General features: G+C 64.8%; 18 protein-coding genes. 12 read left to right on the forward strand and 6 right to left on the reverse strand.

What is annotated here, in order from left to right:
* Nucleotides 1–134: 134 nt before the first annotated feature.
* Genes IC614_RS04885 through IC614_RS04895 form a run of 3 tightly spaced genes read right to left on the reverse strand, consistent with a single transcriptional unit; the run spans nucleotide 135 to nucleotide 2,589 of the window.
* Entirely contained in the window at nucleotides 135–689 is a 555-nt protein-coding gene (locus tag IC614_RS04885) for a Smr/MutS family protein (protein WP_200972781.1), read from the reverse strand.
* Complete coding sequence (mltA, locus tag IC614_RS04890; RefSeq protein WP_200972782.1) at nucleotides 667–1,890, reverse strand: murein transglycosylase A; 1,224 nt, start codon at nucleotides 1,888–1,890, stop codon at nucleotides 667–669. Before mltA ends, IC614_RS04885 begins: the two co-directional genes overlap by 23 nt.
* A 48-nt stretch (nucleotides 1,891–1,938) precedes the next feature.
* The gene (locus IC614_RS04895) at nucleotides 1,939–2,589 is read right to left on the reverse strand and encodes a Tim44/TimA family putative adaptor protein (RefSeq protein ID WP_226372734.1); all 651 of its coding nucleotides are present in this window, start codon (nucleotides 2,587–2,589) and stop codon (nucleotides 1,939–1,941) included.
* A 165-nt stretch (nucleotides 2,590–2,754) separates the two neighbouring features.
* Between IC614_RS04895 and secB the strand changes: the two genes are divergently transcribed.
* The 5 genes from secB to IC614_RS04920 all read left to right on the forward strand — a co-directional run bounded on the left by secB (nucleotide 2,755) and on the right by IC614_RS04920 (nucleotide 7,213).
* Complete coding sequence (secB, locus tag IC614_RS04900) at nucleotides 2,755–3,276, forward strand: protein-export chaperone SecB (protein ID WP_200972784.1); 522 nt, start codon at nucleotides 2,755–2,757, stop codon at nucleotides 3,274–3,276.
* Between the two features lie 99 nt (nucleotides 3,277–3,375).
* Nucleotides 3,376–4,932 (forward strand): murein biosynthesis integral membrane protein MurJ, encoded by a 1,557-nt coding sequence (murJ, locus tag IC614_RS04905; protein WP_200972785.1) that lies wholly within the window; start codon nucleotides 3,376–3,378, stop codon nucleotides 4,930–4,932.
* The gene (gene trpS / locus IC614_RS04910; RefSeq protein ID WP_200972786.1) at nucleotides 4,932–5,924 is read left to right on the forward strand and encodes a tryptophan--tRNA ligase; all 993 of its coding nucleotides are present in this window, start codon (nucleotides 4,932–4,934) and stop codon (nucleotides 5,922–5,924) included. The genes murJ and trpS overlap by 1 nt, the downstream gene beginning before the upstream one ends.
* Nucleotides 5,925–6,043: 119 nt before the next feature.
* Nucleotides 6,044–6,706 carry a DUF4136 domain-containing protein gene (locus IC614_RS04915; protein WP_200972787.1) on the forward strand — a complete coding sequence of 221 codons (663 nt, stop codon included), beginning with the start codon at nucleotides 6,044–6,046 and terminating at the stop codon, nucleotides 6,704–6,706.
* 195 nt (nucleotides 6,707–6,901) lie between these two features.
* Nucleotides 6,902–7,213: a DUF6894 family protein gene (locus tag IC614_RS04920; protein WP_200972788.1), complete on the forward strand. Its 312-nt coding sequence runs from the start codon at nucleotides 6,902–6,904 to the stop codon at nucleotides 7,211–7,213.
* Between the two features lie 3 nt (nucleotides 7,214–7,216).
* Here the strand turns inward: IC614_RS04920 and dnaA are convergent, their stop codons facing one another.
* The 3 genes from dnaA to mutM all read right to left on the reverse strand — a co-directional run bounded on the left by dnaA (nucleotide 7,217) and on the right by mutM (nucleotide 10,210).
* Nucleotides 7,217–8,632 (reverse strand): chromosomal replication initiator protein DnaA, encoded by a 1,416-nt coding sequence (dnaA, locus tag IC614_RS04925; protein WP_200972789.1) that lies wholly within the window; start codon nucleotides 8,630–8,632, stop codon nucleotides 7,217–7,219.
* A gap of 404 nt (nucleotides 8,633–9,036) precedes the next feature.
* Nucleotides 9,037–9,300 (reverse strand): 30S ribosomal protein S20, encoded by a 264-nt coding sequence (rpsT, locus tag IC614_RS04930; RefSeq protein ID WP_200972790.1) that lies wholly within the window; start codon nucleotides 9,298–9,300, stop codon nucleotides 9,037–9,039.
* Between the two features lie 97 nt (nucleotides 9,301–9,397).
* The gene (gene mutM, locus IC614_RS04935) at nucleotides 9,398–10,210 is read right to left on the reverse strand and encodes a bifunctional DNA-formamidopyrimidine glycosylase/DNA-(apurinic or apyrimidinic site) lyase (protein WP_200972791.1); all 813 of its coding nucleotides are present in this window, start codon (nucleotides 10,208–10,210) and stop codon (nucleotides 9,398–9,400) included.
* A 142-nt stretch (nucleotides 10,211–10,352) separates the two neighbouring features.
* Between mutM and IC614_RS04940 the strand changes: the two genes are divergently transcribed.
* From IC614_RS04940 to IC614_RS04970, 7 genes are all read left to right on the forward strand, one after another.
* On the forward strand, nucleotides 10,353–11,081 hold the full coding sequence (locus IC614_RS04940; RefSeq protein WP_200972792.1) for a class I SAM-dependent methyltransferase: 729 nt from the start codon (nucleotides 10,353–10,355) through the stop codon (nucleotides 11,079–11,081).
* Entirely contained in the window at nucleotides 11,078–12,610 is a 1,533-nt protein-coding gene (ubiB, locus tag IC614_RS04945; protein ID WP_200972793.1) for a 2-polyprenylphenol 6-hydroxylase, read from the forward strand. The genes IC614_RS04940 and ubiB overlap by 4 nt, the downstream gene beginning before the upstream one ends.
* A gap of 4 nt (nucleotides 12,611–12,614) precedes the next feature.
* A complete protein-coding gene (gene coaBC, locus IC614_RS04950; RefSeq protein ID WP_200972794.1) occupies nucleotides 12,615–13,844 on the forward strand; it encodes a bifunctional phosphopantothenoylcysteine decarboxylase/phosphopantothenate--cysteine ligase CoaBC in 1,230 nt (409 codons plus the stop codon).
* Nucleotides 13,831–14,280 (forward strand): dUTP diphosphatase, encoded by a 450-nt coding sequence (dut, locus tag IC614_RS04955; protein ID WP_200972795.1) that lies wholly within the window; start codon nucleotides 13,831–13,833, stop codon nucleotides 14,278–14,280. Before coaBC ends, dut begins: the two co-directional genes overlap by 14 nt.
* A 6-nt stretch (nucleotides 14,281–14,286) precedes the next feature.
* Nucleotides 14,287–15,039, forward strand: coding sequence for a HesA/MoeB/ThiF family protein (locus IC614_RS04960; protein WP_200972796.1), 753 nt, complete (start codon nucleotides 14,287–14,289; stop codon nucleotides 15,037–15,039).
* On the forward strand, nucleotides 15,018–15,383 hold the full coding sequence (locus tag IC614_RS04965; protein ID WP_404829145.1) for a DsrE family protein: 366 nt from the start codon (nucleotides 15,018–15,020) through the stop codon (nucleotides 15,381–15,383). The genes IC614_RS04960 and IC614_RS04965 overlap by 22 nt, the downstream gene beginning before the upstream one ends.
* A 302-nt stretch (nucleotides 15,384–15,685) precedes the next feature.
* Nucleotides 15,686–16,228 (forward strand): hypothetical protein, encoded by a 543-nt coding sequence (locus IC614_RS04970; protein ID WP_200972797.1) that lies wholly within the window; start codon nucleotides 15,686–15,688, stop codon nucleotides 16,226–16,228.
* Nucleotides 16,229–16,237 lie beyond the last annotated feature (9 nt).

Genomic DNA, 16,237 nt, shown 5'->3' on the forward strand with positions numbered 1-16,237 from the left:
CGATGAGCAGGTGTTCGCCACCAATAAGGCTAACGGGTTAATAATCCTTTCCTTTTTGTCCCATCATCCATTTTGGACCAATGACAGGACGAACCCCTGGAAAAGCGCCGCATTGCCCGCGAAACGGAAGACGGTCAGCGCTTGCGGCGCAGCACGATGTACAGCGCGCCGAGGCCGCCATGACGCGGATGGGCGCCCCGCACCGCGGCGATATGGGCGGCATGGCGGGATGCCTGGAGCCAATCGCCCACCGCCGCGCGGATCGCGCCGCGCGCGACGGGCCAGCGTTCGCCCGCCGGCGGCTTGCCGGTAACGAGCAGGAGAAGGCGGGCGCCCGAAGCAACGGCCTGTTCAAGGCGGGTGTCGAGCATGGCATAAGCGGTGGAGAGGTTGTGACCGTGCAGGTCGACGGTGAGATCGGGGGCGACGAGCCCGCGCGACAGGCGTCGGTCCCAAGTGGCATCCAGGGTGGTGCCAGGGACCGGCGCGGCCTTGGCGGGAACGATCGCGGGCCGGGTCGCAGCGCCTTGTGCTTTTACCACCGGGGCGGCGCCCTTCGGCTTGGAGATGGGCAGAGCAGGCTGAACGATATCGGCCTTTTCCGCCATTGCTTGCCGATGGAGGGGGCTGACGGTCGCGACCACCTTGTCCCACAAAGCGCGTTCCTCAGCGTTGAGCTTGCGGACCATCGGCCTGACGCTGGATGAGCCGCGCGGCGGCGACGTTCGGGAGGAGGATCCAGGCCGATCCCTTGACCTGCAGGCCGCCCGCCTTCGCGCTTGCCTCCGGACCCGCGCCCCAGAAGGTGTCGAAACGGTTCGCGCCCTTGATCGCTCCGCCGGTATCCTGGGCGACCCACAGGCCGCTCGCCTCCGGATCGTCCATCGACAGGAGGACGGGGGCGCCCAGCGGCACGAATTTGGGATCGGCGGCGACCGTGACGCGCGGGGTCACCGGAAGGTCCATCGCGCCGAGCGGGCCGGGGCCGGTCAGCTCGCGGAAGAACACATAGCTCTTATTCTCCCGCATCAGGGCGCGCCCGGCCTCCGGATTGGCGCGCAGCCAGCCGGTGATCGCCTGCATGGAGACGGGGCCGGTCAGCAGCCCGCGATCCTTCATCAGCTTGCCGATCGCGACATATTCGCGGCCATTCTGGTCCGCGTAGCCGATGCGCATGACTCCGCCGCCGGGAAGCAGCAGCTGGCCCGACCCCTGAATCTGGAGAAAGAACAGATCGACCGCGTCGGCGGCCCAGGCGATTTCCAGCCCCTTTCCCGCGAGGACGCCATCCTCGATCGCGGCGCGATCATGATAGAGCGTATAGGCGCCGCTTTCGTCGAGACGCCCCCTTCCCTTCGCCCCCGTCAGCGGATTGGCGGCGAGAAGATCGGCGGGCTTGGCATAGATCGGCACCGCATAGCCCGGCGCCCGCACCCGCGATCCGGCGATCTGCGGCTCGTAATAGCCGGTGGCGAAGGCCGTGCCCTCGCCGACGCGAACCAATGTAAAATTATCGCGCAGGAATAAGGCGATATCCTGCGGGCTTTCGAACAGACGGGGCGTGCAAACGTCCCGCCAATCCTCCGGACGGGTCAGGCCGCTGACATCCTCACGCTTCAGGAGCGCCGGGCAGCTTGCCTGAAAGGCGTTCCAGGCGCGCATGGCGGCGTCGGGTGCGATGCCGGGCAGCGGCGGTCCCAGAGTGACTCCGGCCTCCAGCGCGGTTGCGGCTGCCGGAGGTGCGAGCGGTACGGTCGGCACGGGCGGCACAGCAATGGGCGGCTGTTCCTGCGCTGGCGGCGCGGGCTCGACTGGGCGAGGCGCCGGTACGCAGGCCGAAAGGCAGAGAGCAAGGGCGAGAAAGGCTCTGCGGGTCCGACGGATGCTCATATCCCCGCCATAGCCCGACTGACGAAAATTGGAAAAGGCCCAGCAGCCTCAGGCGACAGCGTCGGTTTCCACCAGCATCCAGTTCGGATCGGCGCTGCCGAGATCCCGCTGGAACGTCCAGATGTCGTGCGTTTCGATCGCGTCGCTCAGCGATCCGGCAACGACATTGCCGTCGCGGTCGCGGGTGACGGCCGCGATATCGGCGTCGAAGCGGACCGACACGAAAGCGGTGCGGCCGCTGAGCTCGACGGATTCGATCACCGCCTTGTCGATGGCGATGAGGCGGTTGTTGAGGGTCAGTCCCTCGGCCTCGCGCGCGGCAATGGCCTCTTCGAACGCCTGCTGCGCCTCGCCGTCCACCAGTTCGTCCAGCTCGGCGCGGTTGCCCGTCCAGAAGGCCTCGAGGATCATGCGGTAAGCGGATTGCGCGCCTTCGAGAAAGCGGGCGACGTCGAAGGAAGGATCGGCGGCGATCAAGGCGCGGATTCCGGTTTCCGCACTCTTTTCATAAGCGAGACCATTGGTTTCGAAGCGCTCGGCCGGCAGATCCTGGACCGGGGCGGGCGTGTCGACGCTGGCCATCGTCTTCGGGCGCAAGACCGGCTGTTGCTCATGGCCCGTCCGGCGGCCCAGCACGGCATAGAGCCTCAGGCCCGCGAACACGGCCACCATGGCCAGCAACACAATCTCGACTGTCACGAAAAAGCACTCCGTTCTGAACTTGCCGCCAACATAGGCCGGATGGAGCCCAGTTTCAAATGGCGGCCGCATGTTGCGCCCACCCCCCTCACCTGCTACCCGCGCCTTCGACCGGCGAAGCGTGCCGCCCGCCGTCTTTCAACACGATTTTCAAGGTAAGGAAGCATGGCCGAAGAATTAGGCGCGACGGACGGAAACGAGCAGGCGGTGAACGGCAACGATACCTCGCCCGCAATCGCCATCCTGTCCCAATATGTTAAGGATTTGTCCTTCGAAAACCCGAACGCCCCGGCCGTCTACCAATGGCAGGGCCAGCCGCAGATCGACGTGCAGTTCAACATCGGATCGCAGAAGCTGGGCGACGATGTGTATGAAGTCGGCCTGAAGATCGACGTGGTGGCGAAGCACGACAACGGCACCGCCTTTGCCGTCGACCTTCTTTATTCGGGCCTGTTCGGGCTGCGCAACATTCCCGAAGAGCAGCTTCAGCCCTTCCTGCTCGCCGAAGCGCCGCGCCTCCTGTTCCCGTTCGCGCGGCAGATCGTGGCGGAATCGGTGCAGAACGGCGCCTTCCCGCCGCTGATGCTCGATCCGATCGATTTCGGCGCGCTCTACATGCAGCAGGCGGCGCAGGCCCAGGCTGCGGGCGGCGGGGCGCAAGCGCCGGAGATTACCGGACAGGCTTAAGGCAATGTCACTCCAGCGCAGGCTGGAGTCCAAGCGGTGCATGTCATCAGCATCGTCTGGATTCCAGCTTTCGCTGAAATGACTTAAGGGCGGGTGAGCATGAACCTCCACAAGGCGATCGGCACGATTGGCGGCCTCACCATGGTCAGCCGCGTGTTCGGCTTCGCGCGCGAAATGCTGATGTCGCGCATCATGGGGGCGAGCGGCGCGGCCGACGCCTTCCTGGTCGCCTTCCGCCTGCCCAACACGTTCCGCCGCCTGTTCGGCGAGGGCGCCTTCTCGGCGGGCTTCGTGCCCCTGTTCAGCCAGCGCTATCACGGGCCGGGCGGGCTGGAGGAAGCGAAGAAATTTTCCGAAGAGGTGCTGGCGGTCTTCCTCCCCACCCTCTTCCTTTTCACGCTCGTCTTCGAACTCATCATGCCCGCTTTCGTCTGGGCGATCGCATCGGGCTATGCCGATGAACCGGCGAAGTTCGACCTGACCGTGTTCCTCACCCGGATCACTTTCCCCTATCTGCTGCTGATCAGCCTCGTTTCGCTCTTCTCCGGCGTGCTGAATTCGCTGACGAAATTCGCGGCGGCGGCCTTCGCGCCCGCCTTGCTCAACGTCGCGATGCTCGCGGCCTTGCTCATCGTGCCGACGGGCGGCGAAAGGACCGCGCTCGCCCTCTCCATCGGCGTTACCGTGGGCGGCGTCCTGCAGCTCGCGCTTGTTTGGAACAGCGCGCGCAAGGCGGGCGTGTCGCTGCGCTTGCGCAAGCCCGAAATCACGCCAAGCGTGAAGCAATTCTTCCTCGTCGTCATTCCGGCGACACTGGGCGCGGGCGTCTATCAGATCAGCCAGCTGATCGATACTTTCTTCGCGACGCGGCTTCCCGAAGGATCGATGTCCTACCTCAATTATTCGGATCGCCTCAATCAGCTGCCGCTGTCGGTGATCGGCACCGCGCTCGGCACGGCGATCCTGCCGCAGATCAGCCGCTTCATCGCCAAGGGAGAACCGGATGAGGCCGCCCGCGTGCAGGGCCAAGCGGTGGAGCTGTCGATGCTGCTCTGCATTCCCGCAGCCCTCGCCCTCGCCGTCGTCGCCGGGCCGCTGGTCGCCGCGATGTTCCAGGGCGGGCGCTTCACGGCGGAAGACGCCGCGATCACCGGCAATGTGTTGGCGATCATCGTCATGGGCCTTCCGGCTTATGTGCTGGTGAAGGTGATCACGCCCGGTTTTTACGCGCGCAACGATACCAAGACGCCGGTCAAGACGGCGGTCGTGGTGCTCGTCGCCAACATCGCGCTCAATTTCGCATTGATCCCGCCTTTCGGAATCTATGGCCTTGCCGCGGCCATCGCGCTCTGTTCGTGGATCAACTGCATTCTCCTCTACGTCATTCTGCGCCGCCGCGGGCATTTCCGGATCGAAGGCTGGCTGTGGAGCCGGATCGCGCGGCAATTCGCGGCGGGCCTTGCCATGGGCGCGGCCTTGTGGGGCACGCGCGCACTGCTCGCGGGCTTTTTCGCCGGATCGGTGATCGAGCGGCTGCTGGGCGTCATGGCACTCGTCGGCGTCGGCGGCATCGTCTATTTCATCGTCGCCTGGACGATCGGCGCAATGAACCGCGACGACATCCTCATCCTCCTGAAGCGCAAGAAGGTCAGCTGATGCGTATCATTTCCGGCATCCAGCCCACCGGCGAGCCGCACCTTGGCAATTATCTGGGGGCGATCAAGCGCTGGACGGAGCTTCAGCACGAGCAGGAATGCCTGATCTTCCTCGCCGATCTCCATGCCATCACGGTCTATAACGAACCCGGGGCTCTGGCCCGCACCATTCGCGAGGCGGCGGCGACGTTGATCGCGTGCGGCATCGATCCGAACAAGACCGTGCTGTTCGACCAGGCCCGCGTGCCCGCTCATGCCGAAATGGCCTGGCTCCTCAATTGCACCGCGCGCATCGGCTGGCTCAATCGCATGACGCAGTTCAAGGAGAAATCCGGCAAGAATCGCGAGAATGCGAGTGTTGGGCTTTATTCCTATCCGGTTCTTCAGGCCGCCGACATCCTGCTTTACCAGGCGACTCACGTGCCGGTCGGCGAAGACCAGAAGCAGCATCTGGAGCTCACCCGCGACATCGCAACCAAGTTCAACACCGATTTCGGCGTCGAAGTCTTTACCGTGCCCGAACCCCTGATCGGCAAGGCGGGTGCGCGGATCATGTCGCTCCGCGACGGCACGGCCAAGATGTCGAAATCCGACCCCTCGGACATGAGCCGCATCAATCTGACCGACGACAGCGACACGATCGCGCAAAAGGTTAAAAAGGCGAAGACCGACCCCGAGCCGCTGCCCGACACGATGGATGGGCTGAAAGGGCGCCCGGAAGCTGCGAATCTCGTCACCATTTTCGCCGTTCTGGCGAATCGCACGCCCGACGAGGTGCTCGGCGAGTTTGCCGGCCAGGGTTTCGGGGCCTTCAAGCCGCGCCTCGCCGACCTCGTGGTCGAGACGCTCCGGCCGATCCGGGCGCGGTTCGAAACATTGCGTGCCGGTCCGGCGGAGATCGACCGGATATTGATGGATGGAGCGGTGAAGGCGCGCGCTTTGTCGGCGCCGACGCTGGCAGCCGCTTACAAAGCGGTGGGGCTGCCCCGCTGACTGCCGGCAGGCGACACGTGCAATCGCCGCGACGAAGCGCTATTCTTAAGCTATGGTTCAGCCGAGCGACTGCAAAAGTCGTGCCGCAACAGCCAGTTAGAGTTTGGAGAGGCCCGTTCATGTCCTTCAGCAAGAAAATCTTCGCCGTCGCGGCGTCCGCAGCGTTTCTGACGCTGGGCGGCTGCGCGACCGGCTTTCCCGCCCAGGTTTCGCGCTTCCAGGCGATGCCCGCGCCGCAAGGCGAGAGCTTCGTCATCCAAGCGGCCGATCCCGACAAAAGAGGCGGGCTTGAATTTTCGCAATATGCGGGCCTCGTCCGCCGCCACCTGACCGCCCAGGGCTACAGCGAAGCCGCCTCGCCCGCGCAGGCGACCTTCGTCGTCGAACTGGATTATGGCGTCGACAACGGCCGCCAGCAGGTCGCGACCCGCCCATCCCTTGGTTACGGCGCGGGCTGGGGTCACCCTTATTATTCCCGTTTCGGTTATTTTGGTCATCGCTATCGCAGCCCATTTTATTATGGCTGGCGCGACCCGTTCTGGGGCGATCCGTTCGACCGCGAAGTCTATAGCTACACCGTCTATACCAGCTACCTCGATATGGACATCAAGCGGACCGCCGGCGGAGAGCCCTTGTTCGAAGGCACAGCCAAGGCGCGCTCGCGCACCGATCAGCTTCAGACCCTGGTCCCGAACCTGGTCGAAGCGATGTTCACCAATTTCCCGGGCCGGTCCGGCGAAGTGGTGCGGATCACGGTTCCGACCGAGCGGACGCGCGGTTAAGCAGCGTCATCCTTCAGAAAAGGGGCGGATTTTCCGCCCCTTTTCTGATTCAATTCTCGGCAAAGGAACCGATTTCGGAAGCTCTATGCATCCGAATGCGATTTCATGGGTTCTTGCCCTGCCATTATCGCAAGGCCGCGTTCGGGAACCAATGAGGCAAAGGGACGAGGCCCCGGCTGAGGAGGGAGCCAGGACGTGCCCCACTATTTCTTCCATCTGCGCGACGGAGATTCGCTTTACAGGGACTTGGAAGGATCCGATCTGCCGGACCTGACGGCGGTGCGGCATAGCGGAACGACGCTGGCCCGTACGCTGATCGGCGTCGGCGTCATGGAGGGCAGCGTTCCTCTCGATCTCCAAATCGAAGTCCATGATGAGTGGTCGAACGTTTGCTGGAGTCTCGACTTTAAAGACGCAGTGAAGGTCATTCCGCCCAAACCGGCTACACTTCGCACCGAAGAGATATTGGGCTCCCTGCCGGTGCGCCTCCGCTACCGGCGGGCCTGACGCTCAGCTTTCGAGCTGGCGGGTCAGCAGGCGGATGTCGGCATCGAGTTCCGCATCCTGGGCGCGGAGCTTTTCAATCTGACGAACGGCATGAATCACGGTGGTATGATCGCGTCCGCCGAAGCGGCGGCCGATTTCGGGGAGCGAACGCGGCGTCAGCTGCTTGGACAGATACATGGCGACCTGGCGCGGACGGGCGACCTCGCGGGCGCGGCGGGCGGAGGTCATTTCCGCCTTCCGGATGCGGTAATGGTCGGACACCTTGCCCTGGATTTCGTCGATCGAAATCCGGCGTTGGTTGGCGCGCAGGATGCTCGCCAGCACGTCACCGACGAAATCGAGGTCGATCGCGCGGTTCTGCATCTGGGCATAAGCGGCGATACGGTTGAGAGCGCCTTCCAGCTCGCGGACGTTGGAGCTGATGCGCTTGGCAAGGAACATGACGACATCGTCCGGGACGGAGACGCCCGGCAAGGTTTCCAGCTTCTTCTGAATGATGCCGAGACGCAGCTCGAGATCCGCCTGATTGATGTCGGCGACAAGGCCCCAGGACAGCCGCGAAAGGATGCGCGGCTCGATGCCGTCCAGATCCTGCGGCGCGCGGTCCGAGGAGATGACGAGTCGGCTTCCGGCCGAAATGATCTCGTTCATCGTGTGGAAAAATTCTTCCTGCGTCGATTCCTTGCCCGCGATGAACTGCACGTCGTCGATCATCAGCAGGTCGGCGGAGCGCAATTGCTGCTTGAAGCGGATCGTGTCGTTGGCGCGCAACGCCGCGACGAATTCCACCATGAACTTTTCGGCAGACATGTAGACGATTTTCGCACCGGGGCGGCGGGCCCGGAATTCGTGGCCGATGGCGTGGAGAAGGTGCGTCTTGCCGCGCCCCGTGCCGCCATGAATGAAGAGCGGGTTGAAGGCAACATTGTCGGCGGTCGCAAGCGTGCGTGCGGCATTAAAGGCCACTTCGTTCGCCTTGCCGACGACGAAGCTGTCGAATCGGTAGCGCGGCTCGAGCGGCACGCCGTAGAAGCCGCCGTCATTTTGGACCGGCGCTTCCGGCTCCGGCGCCGAGGGAATGGCGGCCATCGCGGCGGTACGGGGCGCGCCGGCGCTCACAGCGATGCGGATATGCCGCACCGCCGGCAAGGTCGCCCGCCAGGCGAGCGCCAACCGTTCGGCGAAATGGGTCTGCACCCAATCGGCCATGAATTGCGACGGGAGCTCCAGCGTCAAAGTCGCGTGATCGGCATCGAAAGCGCCGAGCGCGATCGGACGCAGCCAGCCGTCGAAGGTCCGCGCGCCGCAATCGCGCTTGAGGCCCGCGCGGATCGCATCCCACGCGGCCGCAACCGGATCGCCGGCAAGCGCCTCCCCTGCGAAACTTACAGCATTGGCTGGCGTCTGACCCACGCGCATCCCCCTTCGATCGCCGCCACGACACGGCCCCTGGTGAACAGTCAAAACCTTCCCGCACGGCGAAACACCCGGTGGGAGCGCCGATATTGAGGCTATTTTGCTGTGTGCATCCGGGAAGCAGATTCGCACCCCCGGAAGAAGGATGTTCTACGGACGGATTCGGTTTCCGATCAAGGCCCGATCACGTCATTTATCTGAAATAAATCCGTTGACACGCAAATGCTTGGGTCATCCCAGAAACGGCAAAAAGTACAGATATTTCAGACACTAATTCCTGAACCGGTACGAAGCGGGAACCCCGCGAATCGCTGGAAATGCTGGACTTTTGTCATTTCGCAACCGGCACAAAAAAACCCGCCGGACTTGTCGTCCAGCGGGCTTGGTTGTTTTGAAATGGAACGGGATCAGCCGAGCGCGGCAACCCGCTTCGAAAGGCGCGACATCTTGCGCGCGGCAGTGTTCTTGTGGACGACGCCCTTGGCGACGCCACGGGCGAGCTCCGGCTGAACCTTGGCAATGGCGTCCTTCGCCTTATCCTTGTCGCCGGCGGCGAGGGCAAGCTCGACCTGCTTCACGAAGGTGCGGATGCGGCTGACGCGCGCGCCGTTGATTTCGGCGCGGCGATCATTGCGGCGGATACGTTTCTTCGCTTGCGGCGTGTTCGCCATTCTAACTGCCTCGTTTGTCGTAAAATGAAAAAGGCGCGGAATCGTCCGCACCGGTCAGGGCCGCCCTCTACGCGGAAAGGGGCATAGGGTCAACCGGTCAGCGCTGGCATTTTCCGCAATAGAAAGTGGATCGCCCGCTGTCGATGCGGCGCAGGACGGGGGCGCCGCATGCGCACGCCTCCCCTTCCCGGCCATAAACGCGCCAGTCCTTCGAGAAATAGCCGAGCTCTCCGCTTGGCCGCGCATAATCGCGCAGGGAAGAACCGCCCGCTTCGATCGCCGCGATAAGGACCGCCTTGATCGCTTCGACCAATTTTTCGAGACGCGGCCTGGAGACCTGCCCCGCAGGCTTGCCGGGGTGAATGCCGGAGAGATTGAGCACTTCGCAGATATAGATGTTGCCAAGGCCCGCAACCACGGACTGATCGAGCAACATCGCCTTGATGGGCGCCTGCCGCCCGGCGAGCCTATCCTTCAGATAAGAGGCGGAGAAAGCGTCGCCGAGCGGCTCCGGCCCCATGCGGGCGAAAGCGCCGTAGGAAGCGAGATCTTCGGTGGCCCAGAGGTCGACGAAACCAAAGCGGCGGGGATCGTTGAGGACAAGCGTCCGCCCCTCTTCCGTTTCAAGCAAGAGATGATCGTGGGGGCCGAGCGCGCCGGGATCGATCCGCCAGCGGCCGGACATGCCGAGATGGAAGATCATCGTATCGCCGCGATCCGTCTCGATCAGGCCATATTTTGCGCGGCGGCCGAGGCCGGTGACGCGGGCGCCGGTGAGGCGCTGGCGGAGGTCTTGCGGGAAGGGCTTGCGCATGTCGGCGCGGCGCGTTTCGACACGCGTGAGGCGATGACCCTTCAGCACGGGAACAAGTCCGGCGACCGTGGTTTCGACTTCGGGAAGTTCGGGCATGATGAAGGTCTACCCGTTCGTCCCGAGCGAAGTCGAGGGGCGTGCTTCCGAAGTTCGTGCCAGCGCCCCTCGACTTCGCTCGGGACAAACGAGAAGATGGGGCACTGCACAGACGGCATTTCCCCTGCTAGAGGCTCGTGCCATGGAAAAGGTTTCGTTCGGTTATGAGGACGTCGACCCGCGGGAAAAGACCCGGCGGGTGGGCGATGTGTTCCGGTCCGTCGCGTCGCGCTACGACCTGATGAACGACTTCATGTCGGGGGGCATGCACCGGCTGTGGAAGGACCAGTTCGTCCGCCGGGTGAAGCCGCGTTCCGGCGAATCGATCCTCGACATGGCGGGCGGCACCGGCGACATCGCCTTCCGCATGGCCGCTAAGGGCGCCAGCGTCACTGTCGCCGACATCAATGACGAGATGCTGAAGGTCGGCATCGAGCGCGCCAAGGAGCGCGGCATCAGCGGCCTCGTGTGGGCCGAGGAAAATGCCGAGACCTTGTCCTTCTCCGACAAGAGCTTCGACGCCTACACCATCGCCTTCGGCATCCGGAACGTGACGCATATCGACAAGGCCTTGGCGGAGGCGCATCGCGTGCTGAAGACCGGCGGGCGCTTCTTCTGCCTGGAATTTTCGACCGTCACCTGGCCGGGCTTCAAGACGGTCTACGACACCTATTCCCACCATCTCGTGCCCAAGATCGGCAAGGCGGTGGCGGGCGATGAGGAGAGCTATCGCTATCTCGTCGAATCGATCCGCCGCTTTCCGGACATGGAAACGTTCAAGGGCATGATCGGCAAAGCCGGCTTCGTTCAGACCAGGGTCGAGCCGATCCTCGGCGGCTTGGTCGCCATTCACAGCGGCTGGAAGATTTGACCGCCCCCGTCACCCATATCTGGCGGCTCCTGAAATGGGGCCGGGTGCTGGCGCGGCACGGCGCCTTGCGCGGTATAGAGCGCGATCCCAACACGCCCGCGCCGGTGCGCCGTCTCGCCCGCCTGGCGCGGTTTGGCGCGCAGGTGCCCAAGGTGCCGGAATATGCCGTCGCCTTCCAAAATATCGGTCCGGCCGCGATCAAGCTGGGTCAAGCTCTCGCGACGCGGCCGGATCTCGTCGGCGAGGCGGCTGCCCGCGACCTGCTGCGCTTGCAGGACGCCCTGCCCCCTGCCCCCTTCACGCAGATCAAGGCGGCGATCGAGCAAGCGCTGGAGCGGCCGCTCGAGGAGATTTACGCGCAATTCGATCCCGAACCGGTCGGCGCCGCCTCCATCGCGCAGGTCCATCGCGCGGTGACGATGGAGGGCCGGGAAGTGGCGGTAAAGGTGCTGCGCCCCGGCATCGAGGAGGAATTCGCCAAGGCGCTCGACACCTATGAATGGGCGGCAGCGCAGGTCGAGGCGATGGGCGGGGAAGCCGCGCGGCTCCGTCCCCGTCTCGTCATCGCCCATTTCCGGCAGTGGACGGCGCGCGAACTCGACTTGCGGCGCGAGGCGGCATCGGCATCCGAACTGGCCGAGGGGATGGCGGCGGAGCCCGGCTTCGACGTGCCCGCCATCGATTGGACCCGCACCGCGCGGCGGGTGATGACGATGGACTGGATCGACGGCATCAAGCTGTCGGACCGCGAGGCGCTGATCGCGGCGGGCCTCGACACGCGGGCGCTGTCGCAGCGCCTGGTCCGCGCCTTCCTGCGCCAGGCGATCGCTGAAGGGTTCTTCCACGCCGATCTCCATCAGGGCAATCTCTTCGCCAAGCCGAACGGCCATATCGGCGCGATCGATTTCGGAATCATGGGCCGCGTCGACCGGCAGGCGCGGCTGTGGCTCGCCGAAATCCTCTATGGCCTCATCACCGGCAATTATGCCCGTGTCGCGGAAATCCATTTCGAGGCGGGCTATGTTCCCGCCCATCACAATATGGCCGAATTCACGACGGCGCTCCGCGCGGTCGGCGAGCCGATCCGCGGCCTGCCGGTCAAGGACATTTCCGTCGGCCAGATGCTGGACGGCCTGTTCGCAATCACCCGCGATTTCGACATGCCGACCCAGCCCCACCTCCTGCTCCTCCAGAAGACGATGGTCATGGTGGAGGGCGTGGCGACGGCGCTCGATCCCGACATCAATATGTGGGAAACCGCCGAGCCGTTCGTGCGGGAATGGCTGCGCAGCGAGCTGGGGCCGGAAGCGAAGATCGCCGACGAGCTGGTGCGCAACGTCCGCACGCTCCGCAGACTGCCGGAGCTTATCCGCCGGATCGATTATTACTACCCGGCGCCAGGCGCGGCGCCGCCCCCGCCGCCCTTGCGCGAGATCGCCGTGGTGCAACCACCGCGGTTCGGAGGCTATTTGCTGACGGCGATCGTTTCGGCGGCGGCTGGCGCGGCGGCGATGTTCCTCCTAAATTGAAGCCATGCAGGGCAAGCGCATCCTCCTGATCGTCGGCGGCGGGATCGCGGCCTATAAAGCATGCGAGCTCATCCGGTTGATCCGTAAGGAAGGTGGCAGCGTGCGGTGCGTGCTGACCAAAGCGGGCGAGCAATTCGTGACGCCGATGACATTGGCGGCGTTGTCCGAGCAGGAGGTTCACACCTCGCTCTGGAGCCTCAAGGACGAGGTCGAAATGGGGCATATCCAGCTGTCGCGGCAGGCGGACCTTGTCGTCGTCTGCCCCGCGACTGCCGATCTCATGGCCAAGATGGCGGCGGGGATCGCGGACGATCTCGCCACGACGCTCCTCCTCGCCACCGACAAACCGGTGCTGGCCGCGCCCGCGATGAACGTGCGCATGTGGCTGCATCCCGCCACCCAACGCAACGTGGCGCGGCTCCGGGCGGACGGAGTGACGGTGCTGGAACCCGATGAAGGCGAAATGGCCTGCGGGGAATATGGGCGGGGACGGCTGCCTGAGCCTGCAGCCATTCTTGAAGCGATCCAATCCGCGCTCGCCCCGAGTGAAGGTGAGGGGCGCAGGCGCGAATGGCCCTCGCCTTCGCTCGGGACGAACGCCAGGCTGACCGGAAAGCACATCATCGTCACCGCAGGCCCAACCCACGAAGCGATCGATCCCGTCCGGGTGATCGCCAATCGGTCCTCGGGCAAACAAGGATATGCGATTGCCGAGGCGCTGACCGCGCTGGGCGCCCGCGTGACGCTCATCTCTGGACCGACCAGCCTTGCAACGCCCTCAGGCGCGCAGCGGATCGATGTTCAGACCGCGGCGCAGATGGAACACGCTGTCGACCAAGCCCTTCCCGCCGATGCAGCGATCCTGGTGGCGGCGGTGGCCGACTGGCGAGTCGAAACGGCGCCGTCCAAGCTCAAAAAATCCGCGGGACCGCCGGACCTCAACTGGATGCCGAATCCGGACATCCTCGCCCTTCTCGGAGCGCGGGCGGACCGCCCCCGCCTCCTGGTCGGCTTCGCGGCCGAGACCGACAATGTCGTCGCCGAAGCCCAGGCCAAGCGCGTCCGCAAGGGCTGCGACTGGATCGTCGCCAACGATGTGTCGGGCGACGTGATGGGCGGGGACACCAACGAAATTCACCTCGTCACCCAGGACGGCGTCGAACATTGGGACGCGGCGTCCAAGGCGGACGTCGCCCGCCGTCTCGCTGGAAGGATCGCCGATGCCCTCGCCTGAAATCCGCATCGCGCTGAAGCGTCTGCCGCACGGGCAGGGGCTGCCGATCCCCACTTATGCGACCGAGCATGCGGCGGGAATGGACGTGGTCGCGGCCGAAAGCCTGACGCTCGCGCCCGGCGCGCGCCACGCCGTCGCGACCGGCTTCGCCATCGCCATCCCGGAAGGCTATGAAGTGCAAGTCCGGCCACGTTCCGGCCTGGCGCTGAAGCATGGCATCACCTGTCTCAACACGCCGGGCACGATCGACGCCGATTATCGCGGCGAAGTGAAGGTCATCCTCGCCAATCTTGGCGCCGAGCCGTTCGACATCATCCGCGGCGAGCGCATTGCCCAGCTCGTCCCCGCCCCCGTCCAACGCGCGCATTTCGCGGAAGTCGAAGAATTGGACGACACGCCGCGCGGCAGCGGAGGCTTCGGCTCGACCGGCCGCTAGACGCCCATGAACCTCACCGACGCCCAGCTCGATCGCTACGCCCGGCACATCGTGCTGCGCGAGATTGGCGGCGCGGGCCAAAAGAAATTGCTCGATGCGCATGTCGCATTGATCGGCGCCGGGGGCATCGGCTCGCCAGCCCTCCAATATCTGGCGGCGGCGGGCGTCGGCACGCTGACCGTGATCGACGACGACGCGGTCGCTTTGTCCAACCTGCAACGGCAAACCCTGTATCGCACGTCGGAGATCGGCATGCCCAAGGCCGAAGCCGCAAGCCTCTTCGCCGAAGCGCTCAATCCCGAAGTCGCGATCATGCCGGTCATCGAGCGGATCGACGCACGCAATGCCGAGCGGCTGCTTGGCAATGCCGACGTAATCCTCGACGGCTGCGACACTTTCGAGACGCGGCTGATCGTCGCCGATGCCGCGACGCGGCTGCGCATCCCGCTCGTGTCCGCCGCCGTGGCGCAATTCGAAGGGCAAATCGCCGTCTATCGCGGGTGGGAAAGCGGTGAGGCCTGCTACCGCTGCTTCGTCGGGAGCGAGCCGGGCCTGCCCGAGCAAAGCTGCGCCGAACAAGGCGTGCTGGGCGCGATGGCCGGCGTCGTCGGCAGCCTGGCGGCGCTGGAGGTGATCCGCGCCGTCGCCGGATTCGGCGCGAGCCGGTCCGGCCAGCTGCTGCGCATCGACGCTCTCGACATGCGCTTTCGCAGCGCGCGCATTGCGAAGGATCCGGCATGCCCGGCATGCGGCCGCTGACCGTCATCGTCGCGGGGCCGGACCCGGCGCGTTTCCACGCGGCCCTGTCACTCGCGGCTGCGGCTGCGGCGCTCGACCGCCCGGTCCGTCTGTTCCTCCAGGCCGAAGCCGTCGCCCTCCTTCGCGCGCCCATCGCGGCTCCAGGCGATGCGGCTTATGCCAAGGCGGGAATGCCGGTGCTGGCGGCGCTTCTGGAAGAGGCCCAGGCGCTAGGAGTCGCCGTGACCGCGTGCCAGAGCGGCCTTGCTCTCGCCGAGATGACGGCGGCCGCGCTTCCGCCAGAGGTGGACACAGGCGGGCTGATCGAAGCTCTCGCGGGCCATCCGGAGATCGCCGTCTTCTGATCGCGGCCGTTTAGCGCGGCAATCCGACCAGGTTATTGCCAACAATCGATCAGAACGCTGCCCTCCTCTGTATGGGCCTGCCCACTTAGCTGTAACTGTAAAATGTAGCTGTAGCTGCCGCCCTCACTGTCCCACCCGAAGCGTTTCTTTGAATCCTTATAAGGATGCGCTAATAAGCGCCCTTATAAGGGCGCTTATTCCCTCTCTAGCATGATGGGTGGTGCGAGGCGGTTGCGGACTGGATGGGTCAGCTTGGATGCTGGCCGGCATGCCGGTTCACTTAGGCGGTGATTGGAGGGGCAATGAGCGGATCGAAGCAGATTGGAATCGACGTCGACGTGCATCGGCTGATCGAGCAGAACAGGCTGTCCTTCAGCGAGAGCGAAAACGACATTCTGCGCCGGTTGCTCATCGCGGCGCCCGCCAGCGGAGGCGATGGCGACACAGCGGCGGGCAAGCGGCGGCGCTCACCCGCGCGGATCGGGGGGCGGGTGCGCGGCAATTGGGCCGTGGTGTTCGGAAACGAACGCATTCCGGCGACGAACCTCAAAAATGCTTATTATGTCTTCCTGCGGCGGCTGGCCGAGCATGACCCGGATTTCCTTCCCCGTTTCGGCGCAGAGCAAAGCCACAGCCGCCGCTACGTGGCGCAGGTGGCCGAGCATCTTTACGGCAATTCGCCGCACCTCGCCCGCACCTTTGCCTGCACGCTGGTCGACGGCTGGTATTATGACAGCAACCTGTCCGCCGATCAGGTCGCCAAGCGGGCGCGGGTCGCGGCGCGGCTGTGCGGCCTGCATTACGGTCTCGATGTCAAGATCGTCGACAATTTCCGCGAGATTTGAGCGTCCGCG

It is taken from the genome of Sphingosinicella flava, from assembly GCF_016025255.1.
Taxonomy (GTDB): domain Bacteria; phylum Pseudomonadota; class Alphaproteobacteria; order Sphingomonadales; family Sphingomonadaceae; genus Allosphingosinicella; species Allosphingosinicella flava.

What these genes read in the sequence shown, in the direction of transcription:
- IC614_RS04885 (WP_200972781.1), bottom strand. Translation starts at nt 689, where the DNA reads ATGGTCCGCAAGCTCAACGCTGAGGAACGCGCTTTGTGGGACAAGGTG.
- mltA (WP_200972782.1), bottom strand. Translation starts at nt 1,890, where the DNA reads ATGAGCATCCGTCGGACCCGCAGAGCCTTTCTCGCCCTTGCTCTCTGC.
- secB (WP_200972784.1), top strand. Translation starts at nt 2,755, where the DNA reads ATGGCCGAAGAATTAGGCGCGACGGACGGAAACGAGCAGGCGGTGAAC.
- murJ (WP_200972785.1), top strand. Translation starts at nt 3,376, where the DNA reads ATGAACCTCCACAAGGCGATCGGCACGATTGGCGGCCTCACCATGGTC.
- trpS (WP_200972786.1), top strand. Translation starts at nt 4,932, where the DNA reads ATGCGTATCATTTCCGGCATCCAGCCCACCGGCGAGCCGCACCTTGGC.
- IC614_RS04915 (WP_200972787.1), top strand. Translation starts at nt 6,044, where the DNA reads ATGTCCTTCAGCAAGAAAATCTTCGCCGTCGCGGCGTCCGCAGCGTTT.
- dnaA (WP_200972789.1), bottom strand. Translation starts at nt 8,632, where the DNA reads ATGCGCGTGGGTCAGACGCCAGCCAATGCTGTAAGTTTCGCAGGGGAG.
- rpsT (WP_200972790.1), bottom strand. Translation starts at nt 9,300, where the DNA reads ATGGCGAACACGCCGCAAGCGAAGAAACGTATCCGCCGCAATGATCGC.
- mutM (WP_200972791.1), bottom strand. Translation starts at nt 10,210, where the DNA reads ATGCCCGAACTTCCCGAAGTCGAAACCACGGTCGCCGGACTTGTTCCC.
- IC614_RS04940 (WP_200972792.1), top strand. Translation starts at nt 10,353, where the DNA reads ATGGAAAAGGTTTCGTTCGGTTATGAGGACGTCGACCCGCGGGAAAAG.
- coaBC (WP_200972794.1), top strand. Translation starts at nt 12,615, where the DNA reads ATGCAGGGCAAGCGCATCCTCCTGATCGTCGGCGGCGGGATCGCGGCC.
- dut (WP_200972795.1), top strand. Translation starts at nt 13,831, where the DNA reads ATGCCCTCGCCTGAAATCCGCATCGCGCTGAAGCGTCTGCCGCACGGG.
- IC614_RS04960 (WP_200972796.1), top strand. Translation starts at nt 14,287, where the DNA reads ATGAACCTCACCGACGCCCAGCTCGATCGCTACGCCCGGCACATCGTG.
- IC614_RS04965 (WP_404829145.1), top strand. Translation starts at nt 15,018, where the DNA reads ATGCCCGGCATGCGGCCGCTGACCGTCATCGTCGCGGGGCCGGACCCG.
- IC614_RS04970 (WP_200972797.1), top strand. Translation starts at nt 15,686, where the DNA reads ATGAGCGGATCGAAGCAGATTGGAATCGACGTCGACGTGCATCGGCTG.